The 17,623-nt window shown below is 70.2% G+C and carries 15 protein-coding genes; 8 read left to right on the top strand and 7 right to left on the bottom strand.

Annotated features, from left to right (window positions below; translation table 11 throughout):
• Positions 1-33: 33 nt before the first annotated feature.
• Entirely contained in the window at positions 34-1,221 is a 1,188-nt protein-coding gene (locus AC07PZ_RS06815) for an ABC transporter substrate-binding protein (RefSeq protein WP_495294290.1), read from the top strand.
• A gap of 62 nt (positions 1,222-1,283) precedes the next feature.
• A complete protein-coding gene (locus tag AC07PZ_RS06810; RefSeq protein WP_495294289.1) occupies positions 1,284-2,303 on the top strand; it encodes a phosphotransferase enzyme family protein in 1,020 nt (339 codons plus the stop codon).
• Positions 2,304-2,331: 28 nt separating this feature from the next.
• Here AC07PZ_RS06810 and AC07PZ_RS06805 read toward each other — a convergent pair whose 3' ends face one another.
• Together AC07PZ_RS06805 and AC07PZ_RS06800 are read right to left on the bottom strand one after the other, a co-directional pair.
• The gene (locus tag AC07PZ_RS06805; protein WP_495294288.1) at positions 2,332-3,633 is read right to left on the bottom strand and encodes a UDP-N-acetylglucosamine 1-carboxyvinyltransferase; all 1,302 of its coding nucleotides are present in this window, start codon (positions 3,631-3,633) and stop codon (positions 2,332-2,334) included.
• 97 nt (positions 3,634-3,730) lie between these two features.
• A complete protein-coding gene (locus AC07PZ_RS06800) occupies positions 3,731-4,189 on the bottom strand; it encodes a winged helix-turn-helix transcriptional regulator (RefSeq protein ID WP_495294287.1) in 459 nt (152 codons plus the stop codon).
• An 86-nt stretch (positions 4,190-4,275) separates the two neighbouring features.
• Here AC07PZ_RS06800 and AC07PZ_RS06795 point away from each other — a divergent pair, with 86 nt between their 5' ends.
• Positions 4,276-5,139: an SDR family oxidoreductase gene (locus tag AC07PZ_RS06795; protein ID WP_495294286.1), complete on the top strand. Its 864-nt coding sequence runs from the start codon at positions 4,276-4,278 to the stop codon at positions 5,137-5,139.
• A 10-nt stretch (positions 5,140-5,149) separates the two neighbouring features.
• On the opposite strand, the gene AC07PZ_RS06790 is transcribed toward AC07PZ_RS06795, so the two are convergent.
• Positions 5,150-6,475 carry an Nramp family divalent metal transporter gene (locus AC07PZ_RS06790; protein ID WP_495294285.1) on the bottom strand — a complete coding sequence of 442 codons (1,326 nt, stop codon included), beginning with the start codon at positions 6,473-6,475 and terminating at the stop codon, positions 5,150-5,152.
• 173 nt (positions 6,476-6,648) lie between these two features.
• Here AC07PZ_RS06790 and AC07PZ_RS06785 point away from each other — a divergent pair, with 173 nt between their 5' ends.
• Complete coding sequence (locus AC07PZ_RS06785) at positions 6,649-7,434, top strand: transglutaminase-like domain-containing protein (protein ID WP_495294284.1); 786 nt, start codon at positions 6,649-6,651, stop codon at positions 7,432-7,434.
• On the opposite strand, the gene AC07PZ_RS06780 is transcribed toward AC07PZ_RS06785, so the two are convergent.
• A complete protein-coding gene (locus AC07PZ_RS06780) occupies positions 7,431-8,594 on the bottom strand; it encodes a YihY/virulence factor BrkB family protein (protein WP_495294283.1) in 1,164 nt (387 codons plus the stop codon). The genes AC07PZ_RS06785 and AC07PZ_RS06780 overlap by 4 nt on opposite strands.
• A 111-nt stretch (positions 8,595-8,705) precedes the next feature.
• On the opposite strand from AC07PZ_RS06780, the gene AC07PZ_RS06775 reads away from it, so the two are divergent.
• The gene (locus tag AC07PZ_RS06775) at positions 8,706-9,284 is read left to right on the top strand and encodes a nucleotidyltransferase family protein (RefSeq protein WP_495294282.1); all 579 of its coding nucleotides are present in this window, start codon (positions 8,706-8,708) and stop codon (positions 9,282-9,284) included.
• Here AC07PZ_RS06775 and AC07PZ_RS06770 read toward each other — a convergent pair.
• Both AC07PZ_RS06770 and AC07PZ_RS06765 read right to left on the bottom strand, forming a co-directional pair.
• Complete coding sequence (locus AC07PZ_RS06770; RefSeq protein WP_495294281.1) at positions 9,281-10,309, bottom strand: response regulator; 1,029 nt, start codon at positions 10,307-10,309, stop codon at positions 9,281-9,283. The two genes, AC07PZ_RS06775 and AC07PZ_RS06770, sit on opposite strands and share 4 nt — an antisense overlap.
• Positions 10,306-14,064, bottom strand: coding sequence for a PAS domain S-box protein (locus AC07PZ_RS06765; protein ID WP_495294280.1), 3,759 nt, complete (start codon positions 14,062-14,064; stop codon positions 10,306-10,308). Before AC07PZ_RS06765 ends, AC07PZ_RS06770 begins: the two co-directional genes overlap by 4 nt.
• A gap of 259 nt (positions 14,065-14,323) precedes the next feature.
• Here AC07PZ_RS06765 and AC07PZ_RS06760 point away from each other — a divergent pair, with 259 nt between their 5' ends.
• From AC07PZ_RS06760 to AC07PZ_RS06750, 3 genes are read left to right on the top strand one after another with little or no spacing between them, the layout of a single operon-like run.
• A complete protein-coding gene (locus AC07PZ_RS06760) occupies positions 14,324-14,662 on the top strand; it encodes a hypothetical protein (protein WP_495294279.1) in 339 nt (112 codons plus the stop codon).
• Positions 14,663-14,696: 34 nt separating this feature from the next.
• Entirely contained in the window at positions 14,697-16,013 is a 1,317-nt protein-coding gene (locus AC07PZ_RS06755; protein ID WP_495294278.1) for an ArgE/DapE family deacylase, read from the top strand.
• Positions 16,010-16,297: a cupin domain-containing protein gene (locus AC07PZ_RS06750; RefSeq protein WP_495294277.1), complete on the top strand. Its 288-nt coding sequence runs from the start codon at positions 16,010-16,012 to the stop codon at positions 16,295-16,297. The genes AC07PZ_RS06755 and AC07PZ_RS06750 overlap by 4 nt, the downstream gene beginning before the upstream one ends.
• A 26-nt stretch (positions 16,298-16,323) precedes the next feature.
• Here the strand turns inward: AC07PZ_RS06750 and AC07PZ_RS06745 are convergent, their stop codons facing one another.
• A complete protein-coding gene (locus tag AC07PZ_RS06745) occupies positions 16,324-17,622 on the bottom strand; it encodes an aspartate aminotransferase family protein (RefSeq protein WP_495294276.1) in 1,299 nt (432 codons plus the stop codon).
• Position 17,623: the final 1 nt, after the last annotated feature.

Raw genomic sequence — 17,623 nt, 5'->3', positions numbered from 1 at the left:
CTTCCAACCCACAGATCCTCAGGAGACAAACCCATGAAGAAGATCGCCTTCCCCCGCCGCCGACTGGCCGCCCTGCCGCTGGCCGCAGCGCTCGCCGCCGCCTTCGGCCCGGGCGCCGTGCTGGCCCAGGAAACCACCGTGAAGATCGGCTTCACCGGCCCGCTCAGCGGCGGCGCAGCCCTGTACGGCAAGAACGTGGTCAACGGCATCGAGATGGCGATCAAGGAGATCAACGCGACCGGCCTCGAAGTGGCGGGCAAGAAGGTCAAGCTGGAACTGGTGTCGCTCGACGACAAGTACTCGCCGGCCGAAGCCGCGATCAACGCACGCCGCCTGGTGCAGCAGCACCAGACGCCGGCCGTGTTCGTGCCGCACTCGGGCGGCATCTATGCGATGCAGGCCTTCAATGAGCAGGAGAAGTTCATCGTGATGGCGTACTCCAGCACGCCGAAGATCACCGAGACCGGCAACAAGCTCACGATCCGCATTCCGCCGACCTTCAACTCCTACATCGAGCCCTTCACCGCCTACGAGATGAAGAAGTACGGCAAGAAGGTCGGCATGCTGCCGGGCGACCACGAGTACGCGAAGAACTGGAGCGCGCTGTTCGAGCCGGCCTGGATCAAGGCGGGCGGCACCATCGCGTCGAACAACCCGATGTCCTACAACCGCTCGGCCGACTTCTACAGCGGCGTGAGCCGCGTGCTGGCCGAGAAGCCCGACGTGCTCTTCATCGGCGGCCCGTCCGAGCCGACCGCGCTGGTCGCCAAGCAGGCGCGCGAGCTGGGCTTCAAGGGCGGCTTCCTGATCATGGACCAGGCCAAGCTCGACGAGATGGCGAAGGTCACCGGCGGCCTCGCGCCGCTCGAAGGTTCGATCGGCGTGCTGCCGGTCGCCTACGACGAACGCGTCGGTGCCAAGACCTTCAGCGTGGCCTACCGCAAGGCCTACGGTGCCGACAAGGACCCGACCACCGAGTCCTCCTACAACTACACGCTGACGCACGCCTTCGCAGGCGCGATGAAGCTGGCCGGCACGACCACCGATGCCGCCGCGATCCGCGCCAAGATCGGCGACGCATTGCTGCAGCTGCCCAAGGAAACCAACGCCGGCGACTTCAAGGGCGTCGACGCGGTCGGCGGCACGGTGGTCGACCCGGTGGTTGCGACGGTCGACGGCGGCAAGATCAAGCCGGTCAGCCTGAGCGAGCTGATGAAGTAGGGCGGCGTGCGAGTGATCGTCGCGGGGTCGGGCGATCCCGAAAAGCCGCGACACTTCGCCGCATGAACCCCCATCACTCGAAGACGCCCGCGCGCGTCGTGTACTCGACCCTGGCGGCCGAGACGATCGCGCAGACCGTCGAAGCCACGTATCCCGTCGGCCGCATTGCGGCCTGGAGCCTGCTGCGGCGCGGCTTCAACGATGTCTACGAACTCCGGCTCGGCGACGGCGGCCGCTGCGTGGCGCGCCTGAGCGGCCTGCGCCGGCGCGGCGACGCCAACGTCGACTACGAGACGGCGCTGCTGCTGCACCTCAAGGCGGCGGGCGCACGCGTGGCGGCGCCCTGGCGCACGTCGGACGGCGCCACCTGCATCACGCTACCGACCGCCGAGGGCGAGCGCACGCTGGCGGTGTTCGATTTCCTCGACGGCGAGCCGCCCGGCGACAACCTGGTCGACGTGCAGGCCACCGGGCTCGGCCTGGCCCGCCTGCATGCGGCCGCGCAGGACTACCGCGGGCCGGCCAGCCGCTACGCGCTGGAGCTTCCGCACCTGCTGCAACGCTCGCTGGCCGCGCTGCTGCCATTGCCGACGCTGGACGACGCGATGCGCACGCAATTCGCGTCGCTGGCCGACCGCGTCGCGCAGCGCATCGGCGACATGCCCGGCCTGCAGCGCGTCCACTGCCACGGCGACGTGCACGGCGGCAACAACGTCATGACGGACGGCCCCGACGGCACCCGGCTGGCGTCCTTCTTCGACTTCGACGACGGCGGCCCCGGCTTCCTCGCGTACGACCTGTCGGTCTACCTGTGGAACATGCTGCTGGCGACGCCCTTCGCCGACATCGGGACCAACGCCCGATGGAAGCATTTCCTGAAGGGCTACCTGCAGGGCCGCGAGATTCCCGAGGCGGACTTCCAGGCGATCGCGCCCTTCGCGATCGTGCGGCAGTTCTGGCTGATGGGCGAGTTCGCGGACCGGGTCGACCAATGGGGCACGCAGTCGATGCCGCGCGCCTGGCTGGTGCGGCAGGCGGCCGCGATGCAGTCGTGGGAGACGCTCGCCACGCCGGGGCTGTAAGGCTGCAGCGCCGCGGCCGGCGGCCCGCTCACTCCTCGCTGGTCCACTCCACCTGCACGCCCAGGCTGCGCAGGTTCTCGACGAAGCGCGGATGTGCGCGGCGGATCGGCGTCGCGTTGCGGATCTCGGAGCGGCCCTCGATGCTGGCCGCGACCATGAAGAGCGCGATCGCCACGCGGATGATGTACGGGCTCTCGACCACCGCCGGCGTGAGCGTGCCGCCGCCGAAGGTCACGAGCCGGTGCGGGTCGGACTGGAACACGTGCGCACCGAACTTCGACAGCTCGCCGGACCAGCCGAGCGCGCCGTCGTAGACCTTGTTCCAGAACATCGCGTTGCCCTGCGCGCGCACGCCCAGCGCGATGAAGATCGGCAGCAGGTCGACCGGGAAGTAGGGCCAGGGCGCTGCCTCGACCTTGGTCAGCACGTTGCTCGTGAACGGCGTCTGCACCTGCAGCTTGCCCGGCGTGCTGGCACGCGACCAGCCGTTCTCGTGCGTGATCTGCACGCCGAACTTGGCGAAGGTGCGGTCGATCAGCGGGAAGTTGTCGGGCGCGCTGTTGCGCACGATCACGTCGCCGCCGGTGATCGCGCCGAGCGCGAGGAAGGTCGTGATCTCGTGGAAGTCCTCATCGAAGCGGAACTCGCCGCCGCCGAGTCCGCTGCCGCCATGCACCGTGAGCCGCGAGGTGCCGATGCCCTCGATGCGCACGCCCAGCATCACCATGAAGCGGCAGAACTCCTGCACATGCGGTTCGCAGGCCGCGTTGGTCAGCACCGACGTGCCTTCGGCCGTGGCCGCGCAGAGCACGAAGTTCTCGGTGGTCGTGACCGAGGCGTAGTCGAGCCAGTGCTGCGTGGCGCGCAGCCGGCCGGCGCTGCGCACCAGCAGCGAGCCTTCGGCCCGCTCGACCGTGCCGCCGAACTGGCGGAACACCTCGACGTGCGGATCGATCTCGCGCACGCCCAGCGTGCAGCCCTTGACGTTGTCCTCGAGCCGCGCGACGCCGAAGCGCGCCAGCAGCGGTGGCACCAGCATGATCGACGAACGCATCTCCTCGGGCAGGCGGTGCAGGGCCGCGTCGAACAGCGTCTCGTGGTGGTGCAGCGCCAGCGTGCCGGTGTCGTGGTCCATGCGGACGTCGCTGCCGAGCGTGCGGAAGATCTCGAGGATCTTGCGCACATCGGTGATGTCGGGCACGCCCTGCAGCACCAGCGGCGCGCTGGTGAGCAGCGTGGCGCACAGCACCGGCAGCACTGCGTTCTTGTTGGCGGACGGCGTGATGCGGCCGCGCAGCGGCGTGCCGCCGTGGACGACGAGATTGGACATGGACGAAAGCTCTGGAAGAGAAATGGGAGTGACGCGCGAGGCCGCATCGGGACCGGTACTCTACCCACGCCGCGGACGGCGTGCCGGAATGCAGGCCCTAATCCGCATCCGGCGGATTGGCGGCCTCGTCGCCCCGCAGCCGGCGCGCCGCCATGATGTGCGGCAGGCTGGACTCGATCCAGTCGGCCAGCGCCTCGACCCGCTTGCCCGCTTCCATGCCGAGCGGCGTGAGCGTGTATTCGACGTGCGGCGGCACGGTCGGCAGCGAGTGCCGGTGCACCAGCCCGTCGGCTTCCAGCCAGCGCAGCGTCTGCGCGAGCATCTTCTCGCTCACGCCGCCGACCTTGCGGTGCAGCTCGCTGAAGCGGTGCATGCCGCCCAGCAGCACCACCAGCAGCAGCACGCCCCAGCGGCTGGTCACGTGCTTGAGCACCTCGCGCGAGGGGCAGTCGGGCGACAGCAGCTCGCCGCGCTGCAACGCGGCGGCCAGGCCGGTGGCTGCGTTGGCGGTGTCGGGCACCGGGAGAGATCGGATCGTCGTGGAGGAATCGGGCATGAAGCTAACCTTCAGGTACGTACTTACAAAAAGTAAGTCAAGGCGATATTCTGCCCGCTCTCATCCAACGGAACCAGGAAAAAACCATGATCGTCATCACCGGCGCCACCGGCCAGCTCGGCCGCCTCGTCATCCAGTCGCTGCTGCGCAGCGTGCCCGCCAGCCAGATCGTCGCCGCCGTGCGCAGCCCGGAAAAGGCACAGGACCTGAGCGCGCTCGGCGTCGTCGTGCGCCAGGCCGACTACACCCGGCCGGCCACCCTGCGCGCCGCCTTCGCGGGCGCGGACAAGCTGCTGCTGATCTCGTCGAACGAACTCGGCCAGCGCGCCGCCCAGCACCGCGCGGCCATCGACGCCGCCAAGGAAGCCGGCGTGAAGCTGATCGCCTACACCAGCGTGCTGCATGCCGACACGTCGGTGCTCGGCCTGGCCGGCGAGCATCGCGAGACCGAGGCGATGCTGAAGGACTCGGGCCTGCCCTTCGTGCTGCTGCGCAACGGCTGGTACACCGAGAACTACACCGCGTCGGTGCCCACGGCGCTGGCCCACGGTGCGCTGCTGGGCAGCGCCGGTGCCGGGCGCATCGCGTCCGCCGCGCGCGCCGACTATGCGGACGCAGCCGCTGCCGTGCTCACGCAGGACGCGCAGATTGGCCAGGCCGGCCAGGTCTACGAACTCGCGGGCGACGCCGCCTACACGCTGGCCGACCTGGCCGCGGAGGTCGCGAAGCAGTCGGGCAAGCCGGTGGTCTACAACGACATGCCGGAAGCCCAGTACAAGGCGGCGCTGGTGGGCTTCGGCTTGCCGGAAGCCATCGCCGGCCTGCTGTCCGACTCGGATGCCGGCGCCGCGAAGGGCGCGCTGTTCGACGACGGCCGCACGCTGAGCCGCCTGATCGGCCGCCCGACCACGCCGCTGGCCGCGAGCGTCACCGCCGCACTGGCGGGCTGATCGGCCGTGATCAGCCCTGGCCGCCGATCACGGCGGCCACCAGCCACACGTTGGCGGCGCTGATCACCGCGAACAGGCCCCAGGCCGTGATCTTCAGGAACGGGCCGTTGGCATAACCGCCCATCAGCGCGCGGTCGCCGGTCAGGCGGATCAGCGGCCACATCGCGAACGGCAACTGGAAGCTCAGCACCACCTGGCTGAGCACCAGCATCTTGCCGATGGCACCGTCGCCCAGCCACCAGACGCCGACGAAGGCCGGCACCAATGCCAGCGCACGCGTGATCAGCCGGCGCTGCCAGCACGGGATCTTCAGGTCGAGGAAGCCCTCCATCACGATCTGGCCCGCGATGGTGCCGGTGAAGGTCGAGCTCTGGCCCGAGGCCAGCAGCGCGATGCCGAACAGGCTCGCCGCGAGTGCGCTGCCGACGATCGGTTCGATCAGGTGGTAGGCGTCCTCGATGTCGCTGACCTCGCGATGGCCGCTGGCGTTGAAGGCGCTCGCGGCGAGCACCATGATCGCGGCGTTGACCAGCAGCGCGAGCGACAGCGACACGATCGCGTCCCAGGTGCAGAAGCGCACCGCCTCGCGCCGGCCCTCGTCGCTGTCGACCACCAGCCGGGTCTGCACGATGGACGAGTGCAGATAGAGGTTGTGCGGCATGACCGTGGCGCCGACCACGCCGATCGCGAGGTACAGCGCGCCCGGCTGCTGCAGCCGCTCCAGGCTGGGCACGAAGCCGATCGCCACACCGAACCAGTTGGGCTGGGACATCGCGAGCTCCACCACGAAGCAGCCGGCGATGGTGGCGACCAGCCCGAGCACGATCGCCTCGACCCGCCGGAAGCCGGCGCCCTGCAGGCCGAGCACCAGGATGGTGTCGAACGCGGTGATCGCGATGCCGACCGGCACCGACACGCCGAACAGCAGGTGCAGCGCCAGCGCACTGCCGAGCACCTCGGCCAGGTCGCAGGCGACGATGGCCAGCTCGGCGCCGATCCAGAGAAAGCGATTGACCGCGGGCGGATAGCGCTCGCGGCAGGCACGCGCCAGGTCTTTCTGCGCGACCAGGCCGAGCCGCACGCACAGCGTCTGCAGCAGCATCGCGGCCAGGCTGGCCAGCAGGACCACGAAGAGCAGCCCGTAGCCGAACTTCGAACCGGCCTCGATGTCGGTCGCCCAGTTGCCCGGGTCCATGTAGCCGACCGACACCAGCAGGCCGGGGCCGGCGTAGCGCAGCAGCTTCTTGTGGAAGGGCAGCGAGGGATCGATGCCGATGCTGCCCTTGACCTCCGATGGGCAGAACGGCGCGGTGGCGATGCGGGGCAGGGGAAACATCGGCAAATCATAGGTGGCCGGGCGGTCGGGGTGGCATCGACGGCATCGTCCTGCACGGCGACGGCGCGGCGGCGTCATGGCGCGGACACCCGGACCGGTTGCAATGCAGGCCCTGACTTTTGCGAACCGACGAACCGACTTTGGCGAACAGCCCCACCCGACCGGAACACCGAATGAAGCTCAAAGCCAACTGCACCATGACCGTGAAAGCCGCCGCCGACTGCCCGGTGGTGGCGATGCTGCGCCCGCGCAGCGGCCAGGCGCAATGGATGATCAGCGAGCGCTACGAGCTCTCGCCCTGGGTGCGCACCACCGAGTACGTCGACAGCTACGGCAACCTCTGCCAGCGCCTGAAGATCCCGCAGGGCGAGATGCGCATCGAGGTCGAGATGGTGATGGAGACCGAGGAATACATCCGCGTCACGCCCGGCGCACCGCCGACGCCGGTCGAATGGCTGCCCGACGACGCCTTGCTCTACCTGCTGCAGAGCCGCTACTGCCCGTCGGACAAGATGGAGTCGAAAGCCCGCGAGATCGTCGGCGACGCGCTGCCGGGCTACGACCAGGTCGAGACGATCCGGCGCTGGATCCACGAGAACCTCGAATACCGCTACGGCGTGAGCGACGCCACCACCGACGCGCTCGACACGCTCGACCACGGCGCGGGCGTGTGCCGCGACTTCTCGCACGTCGGCGTGGCGCTGACGCGCAGCCTGAAGATCCCGGCGCGCGTGGTGGTCGGCTACCTGTACCAGCTCGACCCGATGGACATGCACGCCTGGTTCGAGGCCTTCATCGACGGCCGCTGGTACACCTTCGACGCCACCCAGGCCCACCCGCGCGGTGCGCGCATCGTCGTCGCCTACGGGCGCGACGCCGCGGACGTGGCCTTCGTGTCGAACTACGGCCCGCTGGAGATGGGCGACATGCACGTCAGCGTGGAGCGGCTCGACGGTTAGCCCTTCGACGACCGCATCAGCGCCCGATCGCGCCGCTCGGCACGGCGCTGCTTGCGGCGCCAGTTCGACACCGCGCCACTCGCCAGGCTGGCGGCCGCGAGCAGGATCACGTTGCGCGTGAGCGTGGCGGTGGCCTGCGCCAGCCGACGGTCGACCTCGCGGCTGGCCGCGTCGGTGCGTGCGAGCCGCACATCGAGTGCGTGGGCGTCGGCGGGCCGCGCCACCGCGCCCGCCGCCACGGCAGCCGGCGCCGCATCGGTACCGGCATCGGCCGCAGCGGCCATCGCCTGCGTACTGGCGATGGCCTTGGCGCCCGCCACCGAGCCGTGCTCGTTGGCATAGACCTTGGTGAACTCCGCGCCCAGCAGGAAGATCTGCGCCGCGTAATACACCCAGGCCAGCACCACCACCAGCGAGCCGGCCGCGGCAAAGGATTCGTTCACGCCGCTCTTGCCCAGGTAGAGGCCGATGGCGAACTTGCCGACCTCGAACAGCACCGAGGTCACGGCCGCGCCGACCCAGACGTCGCGCCACGCGATCGGCGCGCTCGGCATGTACTTGAAGATCATCGCGAAGAGCACGCAGGTCACGCTCATCGAGAACAGCAGGTTGACGGCCTGCAGCAGCAGCTCGGTGCCCGGCAGCAGGCCGCCGGCCCAGCTGCCGAGGGCACCGACGACGGTGCTCACCATCAGCGACACCATCAGCAGGAAGGCCAGCGTGAGGATCAGCCCGAAGGACAGCAGCCGCGCGCGCAGCACGGCCCAGACGCCGGACGGCTTGTCGGCTTCCGGCACATGCCAGATGCGGTCGAGCGCGCTCTGCAGTTCGGCGAACACCGTGGTGGCGCCGACCACCAGCACGACGACGCTGATCGCGCCGGCCCACAGGCCTTTCGACGGCGCGTCCGCGCTCTTGATGAGCCCCTGCACCGCGACCGCGCCGTCGTGGCCGATCAGCCCCTGGAGCTGCCCGACGATCTCGCCCTGCACCGCCTCGCGGCCGAAGATCGCGCCGGCCACGGCGATCACGATGACCAGCAGCGGCGCCAGCGAGAACATCGTGTAGTACGAGATCGACGCGCCCATGCTCGGCGCGAAATCATCGATCCAGGCCATCACGGATTTGCGGCAGAGATCGAACAGGAACTTGGGCTTCATGGAAACCGACCTTCCCGCCGGACGGCATGGCGCCATATCCGCCAACGCAGCATCATCGAGTAGGCCAAACACCGTGCCGCCCCGCTCGCCGCCGCCAGACCCTCCCGCACCATGCCACTCGCCCACCCGGAACCGGCCGGCACGCCGGACGCCTTCATCGCCGAAGCGATGCGCAACCCCGTCAATGCCGCCTTGATCCTTCGCCTGGCCGACCTCGGGTTGAACGACTGCTTTCTCACGGCCGGCTGCCTGTTCCAGGCCATCTGGAATCGGCGTTCGGGCCGGCAGGCCGACTGGGGCGTGAAGGACTACGACGTCTTCTACTTCGACGGCAACGACCTGTCCTGGGAGGCGGAAGACAGGGTGATCCGCCGGGTCCGGGCGGCCACGAGCGACCTCGGCGCGAACGTCGAGGTGAAGAACCAAGCGCGCGTGCATCTCTGGTACCGGCAGCGCTTCGGCGCGGACTACCCGCAGCTGCGGTCGGCGCGCGACGGCATCGACCGCTACCTGGTCGCCTGCACCTGCGTCGGGATCGAGGTCGCGACCGGCATGCTGTATGCACCCGACGGGCTCGATGAGCTCACTGCCGGCATCCTGCGGATGAACCCGCGGCATGCGCTGCCCGAACTGTTCCTGCGGAAAGCGCAGGACTATCGGGCGCGGTGGCCGTGGTTGCGGGTCGCCTAAGCCGCGTCGCCGTCGGCCTTCTCGTCCCGCTCCGCCCAGCGCGCCTTGATCTCCAGCATCTGCGGCAGGCACTGCGTCAGCAGGTCGACCAGCGCGGGGTCGAAGTGGGTGCCGCTCTCGCTGCGGATGAACTCCAGCGCGTCCTCCACCGGCCAGGCCGGCTTGTAGGGACGTGCGCTGGTGAGCGCGTCGAACACGTCGGCCAGCGCGACGATGCGCCCGACATGCGGAATGTCGGCGCCCGCCAGGCCGTTGGGATAGCCGCTGCCGTCCCATTTCTCGTGGTGCGTCAGCGCGATGGTGCGCGCCGTGCGGAACAGGCTCGACGGATGGTTGCCGATGATTTCCGCACCGATGCGCGGATGCTCCTTCATCACGTCGCGTTCGGCCTCGGTCAGCTTGCCGGGCTTCTGCAGGATCGCGTCGGGGATGCCGATCTTGCCGATGTCGTGCATGGGCGCGGCATGCAGCACGTCGTCGGCCTGCGCGGCGCCGTAGCCGGCCGCGAGCGCGAGCACGTGCGCGTACTGGCTCATGCGGATCACGTGCAGGCCGGTCTCGTTGTCCTTGTATTCGGCCGCAGTGCCGAGGCAGCGGATCGCCTCCATGCGGGTGGCCTGCAGCTCCTCGATGCGCACCAGCGACAGGTGCGTGCGCACGCGCGCCTTCATGATGGCCGCGCTGATCGGCTTGGTGATGTAGTCGACCGCGCCGCACTCCAGGCCGAGCGCCTCGTCGGCTTCGTCGGCCAGCGCGGTCACGAAGATCACCGGCACGTGGCGCGTGCGCTCGTCGGCTTTCAGCGTGCGGCAGACCTCGTAGCCGGTCATGCCGGGCATCATCACGTCGAGCAGGATCAGGTCGGGTGCGACGGTGGTCGCCAGCGTGAGCGCGCTGCGGCCGTCCTTCGCGAAGACCAGACGGTAGTCGCCGTGCAGCACGTTGCGCACCAGTTGCAGGTTCAGCGGTTCGTCGTCGACCACCAGGATGGTCGGGCGGTGCGGGGTGGTCGGTGTCTCGCTCATGTCAACTCCGTTGTCTCCGGGGTGCGGCGCGCGTGCGCAGGGGGTTGTCCCAGCTGGTCGACCAGCGTGCGCAACAGGTCCAGCGCGGTGGAAAAGTCGAAGTCGTCCAGCGCGCGGCCGATGGCGGCGGCGCGCGGCGCCTCGCCGCCGTGGGCGAGCGCCGCTTCGAGCCGGCGAAAGCCTGCGTCGTCGAGCTCGCTGCGGCCGACCGTGTCGAGCAAGGCCGACGCCAGCGCGGCGGCGGCCTGACGATCGACCGCCAGCGGCGGCGCGGCGGAAGCGGCGGACTCGGCCGGCGCGGCCAGCGAGCGCGGGTCGGGGCCGGCCGCGGCACTGCGCTCGCGCACGGCCTCGGCCACGGCGGCCAGCGCCGTGGCCAATCCGGGAAGGCGTGCCAGCGCGGCCTCGGCGTCGCGCACCGCCAATGCGGTTTCGATCAGGCCCGCCACCGCCTGCAATGCATCGCAGCACAGGTTCGCGCTGACGCCGCGCAGCCGGTGCGCGAGCTGGCGTGCGCCGTCGAGATCGGGCACGCGCAGCAGCCGGGCAAGCGCCTGCGGCGCGTCCGACTGGCTGTCGAGAAAGGTGCCCAGGTTGCGCAGCAGCTCGGCCTCCGAGGTCCAGAGCCGCACACCGCGCGCCCAGTCGACGACGACCGGCGTTGCAGCCGACATCGCGGCCGGCGTTGCCGCGCCCGCGTCCGGGCCCGGGCTGGACATCGCAGGCGCGATCGGTACCGGCACCGTGCCCGGCGCCGCCACGCGCCCGGTCACGCGGGCCATCTCGGCCAGCAGCACGGGCAACTCGATCGGCTTGGGCGAGAAGCCCTCCATGCCGGCCTGCTGCGCGGCCAGCCGGTCCTCCGCCAGCACGCTGGCGGTCAGGGCGACGATCGGCGTCGGTGCCCGCGCGCCGGCCGTCTCCAGCCAGCGGATGCTGCGCGCAGCCTCGAGCCCGTCGGTGCCGGGCATGTGCAGGTCCATCAGCACGAGGTCGAAGCGCGACCGGCCGAACAGGGTCAGCGCCTCCGCCGCGCTGGCGGCCGTGGTCACGCGGTGGCCGGCACGGCCGAGCGCGATCGCCACCAGCTCGCGGTTCTCGGCCACGTCGTCCACGGCGAGCACATCGAGCGGCGGCGGCACGATGGCCGGCGTGTCGGCTTCACCCTGCACCGCGACCGGCGCCTGCGCGGGTTGCAGCGGCAACCGGACATGGAAGGTGCTGCCGACGTCCGGCGTGCTCTCCACGTCGATGCGCCCGCCCATCAGCTCGACCAGCTGGCGCGCGATGGTGGTGCCGAGCCCGGTGCCGCCGAAGCGCCGGCTGGTCGATGCATCGGCCTGCGAGAAGGGATCGAAGATCGCGGCGATCCGGTCCGCCGGAATGCCGATGCCGGTGTCGTTCACCGCGAGATGCACGGCGTCGCCGTCGCGCTGCACCGCGAGCCGAACGCCGCCGCGCTCGGTGAACTTGATGGCGTTGCCCAGCAGGTTGATCAGCACCTGGCGGATGCGCGACGCGTCGCCGAAGAAATGGTCGCCGACGTCGGGCGCCCATTGCACGTCGAAGGCCAGCCCCTTGGCCTGCGCGCCGAGCCGCAGCGAGTCCGCGGTGTGCTGCACGAGCTCGCGCAGCGAGAAGTCGGCCAGCTCCAGTTCCAGTGCGCCCTTCTCGAGCTTGGCGGTGTCGAGGATGCCGTTGAGCAGCGCGAGCAGCGCGCGCCCCGACTGCCGCACCGTCTGCAGATGCCGGCGCTGCTCCTCCGCCAGCGGGCCGCCCAGCAGCACGTCGGTGAAACCCAGGATCGCGTTCATCGGGGTCCGGATCTCGTGGCTCATGTTCGCGAGGAACATGGTCTTGGCGGCGGCGGCCTGCTCGGCGCGCGCCTTGGCCTCGCGCAGCGCGCGCTCCATCTGGCGGCGTGCGTTGATGTCGGTGGCGAGCAGCAGCACCTTGAAGGGCGTGCCGTCGGTGTCGAAGATCGGGTTGTACGAGGCCTGGATCCAGAACTCGGCGCCTTCGCGGGTGGTGCGCCGGTATTCGCCCGTTTCGTACTCGCCGCGGCGCAGCCGCTGCCAGAGCGCCTCGAAGGCGGTGCGGCCGGCCGGCGTGTCGCCGAGCAATGTGCTGTGGTGCACGCCGCGCAGCTCATCGAGGCGGTAGCCCATCCAGCCGAGCATGCGTTCGTTGGCCGACAGCACCCGCCCCTGCATGTCGAACTCGATCACGCCCATGACGCGGTGCACCGCGTCCACCGTGCCCTCGAAGGCCGCGTGGCGCAGCCGCATCTCGGTGATGTCGAACATCACGCCGTCGATGCAGGGCGCATCGCCCGGCGCGCCCTGCAGCGCGCTGCCGCTCTGCCAGACCCAGCACTCGCCGCCGTCACGGTGCATCAGGCGGAATTCGGTGACGTAGCTGGGACCGGTGGCGATGGCGGCACGCATCTCGTCGACCACGCGCTCGTGGTCGGCCGGATGGATCAGCTCGCCGAGTGCGCGGCGTCCGCTCGTGAAGTCTTCCGCCGGCCACCCGATGAGCTCGACGATGGCCGGGCTCACGAACAGCGTGCTGAGCCGCGCGTCGACCCGGCTGCGAAACGACACGCCGGGGATGTTGCTGGCCAGCGAGCGGGCCTGCTGCTCGCTCACGCGCAAGGCGTTCTCGATCGCCTTGCGGCGGCCCAGGTCGGACAGCATGATCACGAAGCAGGGGCCGGCGCCGTCCAGGGTCGCGTCCGGCGTCACCCGGCTCACGGCGAGCCGAAGCGCCAGCGGGCTGCCGTCCGGCAGCTCGGTCGCGGTTTCGAAGTCGTGCGGGCCGGCGGTGTCGGCGCCCGGATCACGGTGCAGCCAGTCGGCGAAGGACGCGTCGTCGGGCGCGAGCACGCCGCCGGCGTTCTGGCCCAGCACGTCGTCCAGCCGGCGCTCCAGCACCGCCAGCGCCGCGGGGTTGATGGTGAGGATGCGGCCTTCGCGGTCCGCCGTGATCAAGCCGTCGGGCGCGTTCTCGACGAAGGCGCCGAGCCGCGTGGCCTCGCGCTGCGCGCGCGCGCCCAGCACGCGGTAGCAGCGCATCGCAAAGGCCGTGGCGAGCGCCAGCGAGATCACCGGCAGGACGATGGCCATCAGCAGCGACCACTGCGCGTCCTCGTCGGGCATCGGCATGCGCCCGGCATTGCGCTGGATGCCCCAGCCCGCGGCGGCGGACAGCAGCATGGCGATCAGCGCGCCGGTGGCGGCGCGGCCCCAGGTCGGCCAGCCGCCCTGGCTGCCGGCCGGCCGGAGCGCCGCGCGCATGCACACGCGCAGCCAGACCAGTGCCGCCAGCACGCACAGCAGCCCGAACAGCGCGCGGTCCATCGGCGCGAGCGCGCCCACGATGCTGCCCGCGATGCCGGCCAGCGCGATCATCCCGGCCCAGGCCGAGCGCCAGATCGCCGACATGGGCAGCGCGTTGCCGGCGGCTGCGACCATGCCGGCCGCGAGCATCGGCCACAGCGGCAAGCCGATCACGATGCCGGCGCGCGGCGTGACCGCGGCGATGCCGAGTTGCTGCGAGGCCCAGAGCCCGCTGCCCCAGAGCAGGCCGGTCACCGTCCAGCCGGTGATGCGCACCGGACGGCGGCCATCGTGCTCGCCCAGCCCGGCCACGTTCCAGGCGGACAGGAAGGTCGCGAACACGAGGCTGCAGGCAAGCACCAGCCACAGCGCGGGGTGGCCGGCGGCGAGAGCGGCGATGTCGAGCGGCGGCATGGCGGACGGGTCGCTGCGAGGCGATCAAAGCAGGTACTGCGCAACTTGCGTGCCGATCGGGTGCATGCGCCCGGCCTGCCGTGACGACAGCGCCAAGTGCTTGATCGGTAACGTTTTTATCGGAGCCCGCCCTCGCGCACGCAACACACGCTGGCGGATTCGGGCGCCGATGTACCCATTCGTTACGTTACGCATCCAGTCGCAACCGCGTAGCGGCGCATCGGGGTGAGAACATCGGGCCCACCGCATTCTTTCCGCCATGTCCGACGATTACCAGATCGATATCCCGCAGTCCTTCTTCGCGCTCTACACCGACGCTCGCCGGCAACGCCTGCGCGAACCCATCGGCACGGTGCGCGCCCGCTACGAGGTCTGCGAAGACCTGGCCACGCATCTGATCGAGCACGCGCGCATCCTGGCGCACGTCGAGGTGCCGTCCGAAGACGAGGTGCTGCAGCGCATCCACGACGGCCTGCGTTCGCCCGAGTCGGGCGTATCGGCCGACGAGGCGCAGTGGATCGTGCTGCGGCTGGCCGAGCTGCTCGGCTGGCCGGCACCGTCGCTCGGGCCCACGCCCGGCGACGCGCCGGCCGCCTGAGCGGCACGAAGCTTGCACCCATCACCGGCTCACCATGACCATTTCTTCTTCCCCTCTGGACACCGCCACGCTGCGGACCACCATCGACCGGCTCACGCCCGAGATGATCGACATGCTCAGCGACTTCGTCGCCGCGCGCAGCCCTTCCGGCGCCGAACAACCGGCGGCCGAATTCATCGAGCGCACGCTCATCGACCTGGGCCTCGAGCCCGAGCGCATCGTGCTCGACAGCAGCCTGCTCGAAAGCAACCCGCTGTTCTCCTGCCCCTGCGACCCCGACAACGGCCGCTTCAACCTGCTGGCACGCCATCTGCCGCGCAGCGAAGGCGGCCGTTCGGTGCTGTTCAACGGCCATCTCGACACCGTGCCGACCGGCCCCGAAGCGCTCTGGGCACGCGACCCGCACGAGCCGTGGATGCAGGACGGCTGGCTCTACGGCCGCGGCGCCGGCGACATGAAGGGCGGCATTGTCTGCGCGCTGATCGCCTTGCGCGCGCTGCGCGAGATGGGCCTGCAGCCGGCCGGCATCGTCGGCTTCAACGCGGTGCTCGACGAGGAGAACACCGGCAACGGCACGCTCGCCACCGTGCATGCGCTGCAGCACGCGATGGGCAAGGCGAAGCTCACCGACTTCGACGCCGTGATCATTCCCGAGCCCTTCGGCGAGACGGTGATGAGCGCCCAGGTCGGCGTGTGCTGGATGTTCATCGAGATCACCGGCAAGCCCGCGCACGTCGCGTACATGAACAAGGGCGTGAACCCGATCGAGGCCGGCATCGCGATCATGGCCGACCTGAAGGGTCTCGAAGCCGAATGGAACGCGCCCGAGGTGCGGCACCCGGCCTTCAAGGACGTGGCGCATCCGCTCAACTTCAACCTCGGCCGGATCGACGGCGGCGAATGGAATTCGTCGGTGCCCTGCACCTGCACCATGGGCATCCGCTTCGGCTTCTTCCCCGGCGTGACGGCGGAAGACGCGACGCGCGCCGTGACCGAACGCATCCGCGCCTGCGCGACAAGCCTGAACCCCGACCTCACGGTCGAGATCAGCTCGCGCGGCCACTACTCGCCGGGCTGCGAATACGACCTCGACGCGCCCGCGATGCGGGTGCTGGCGCAGGCCCACGAGAAGATCACCGGCGCGCCGCCCGAGCGGCTCGCCTGCACCGCCACCACCGACGGCCGCCACTTCGCACTGGCGACCGACATCCCCGTGACCAACTACGGCCCGACCGCCCGCAACATCCATGGCATCGACGAAAGCGTGTCGATCGACAGCATGAAACGCGTGACCGCCACGATGGTCCAGTTCATCGCCGACTGGTGCGGCGTCGAGGAGTACCGCGCATGACCGACCGCCCTTCCGCCATCCCCACCGTGCAGATCGACAACGAACGCGTCAAGGTCACCGAGTGGCGCTTTCCGCCCGGCGCCCACACCGGCTGGCACCGCCACGGCATGGACTACGTGGTCGTGCCGATGACCACCGGCGCACTGACGCTCGACACGCCGAACGGCCAGATCCAGAGCCCGCTGACCGCGGGCGTGTCGTACACGCGGCTCACGGGTGTGGAGCACGACGTGATCAACGCGAACGACTTCGAGTTCGTGTTCGTGGAAATCGAGTTGAAGTAACGTGCGCAGCGACGTGCCGCTGCGGTTCAACCCGTCAGCGTCAGCACCGCATCCAGCGCCGCCAGCAGCACATCCGCATCCGCTTCCTTGAACACCATCGGCGGACGGATCTTCAGCGTGTTGGCATGCTCGCCGGTCGCGCTCAGCAGCACGCCGCGCTCGCGCAGGCCGTTGACGATGCGCGCGGTCTCGGCCGTGGCGGGCGTTTTCATCGATGTCTTCGCATCGCGGTCGCTCACCATCTCCACGCCGGTGAACAGGCCCGCGCCGCGCACGTCGCCGATCAACGGATGCCGCACGGCCAGTGTGCGCAGCCCGTCGCGCAGATGGGCGCCGACGCGCTGCGCGTTCGCGACCAGGCCCTCGCGCTCGATCACGTCCAGCACCGCCATGCCGGCGGCCATCGACACGGGGTTGCCGCCGAAGGTGTTGAAGTAGCGGCACTCGCGGCCGAAGGCGGCCAGCACCTCGGGCCTCACCGCGAGGCCGGCCAGCGGATGGCCGGCGCCGAGCGGCTTGCCCATGGTCACGATGTCGGGCACCACGCCATGCCGCTGGAAACCCCAGAAGCTGTCGCCGGTGCGGCCGAGCCCGGGCTGGACCTCGTCGGCGATGAACACGCCGCCGGCCTCGCGCACGGCGTCCACCGCCTCGGCCATGAAGCCCGGCGGGTCGGTGAAGATGCCGTCGCTGGAGAACACGGTGTCGACCATCAGCGCCGCGGGCCGCAGGCCGTGCGCCTTCAGGTCGGCGATGGCCTCGCCCACGCCCGCGGCAAAGGCGGCACCCAGGTCGGCCGGCGCGATGCGGTAGCTGTCGGGTGCGGCCACGGTGCGCACCGCGTCGCCGAGCCGCACGAACTTGCCGAGCGATGGCGAGGCCTCGGCGATCGATGCGGTGACGCCGTGGTACGCGAAGCGCGTGACGATCAGCCCCTCGGCCTTCGTGTGGGCGCGCGCGATGCGCATCGCCAGGTCGTTGGCCTCGCTGCCGGTGCAGGTGAACATCGCGTGCGCGAGTTCGCCCGGCAGCGTGGCGAGCAGCCGCTCCGCATAGTCGAGCACGCCCTCGTGCAGGTAGCGCGTGTGCGTGTTGAGCACGCTCGCCTGCCGCGCGATGGCCTCGACCACGTGCGGATGGCAGTGGCCGACCGAGGCGACGTTGTTGTAGGCGTCGAGATAGCGCCGGCCGTCGGCGTCGTACAGCCACACGCCCTCGCCGCGCACCGGATGCAGCGGCCGTTCGTAGAACAGGCGGTAGGCGGGGCCGAGCACGCGTGCGCGGCGCGCCATCAGGGCTTCGGTGGCGGGATCGATGTCATGCATG

The organism is Variovorax sp. GW821-FHT10B04 (genome assembly GCF_059415645.1).
The sequence above is the reverse complement of the archived record's forward strand: the minus strand, read 5'-3'. Positions and strand labels throughout refer to the sequence as shown.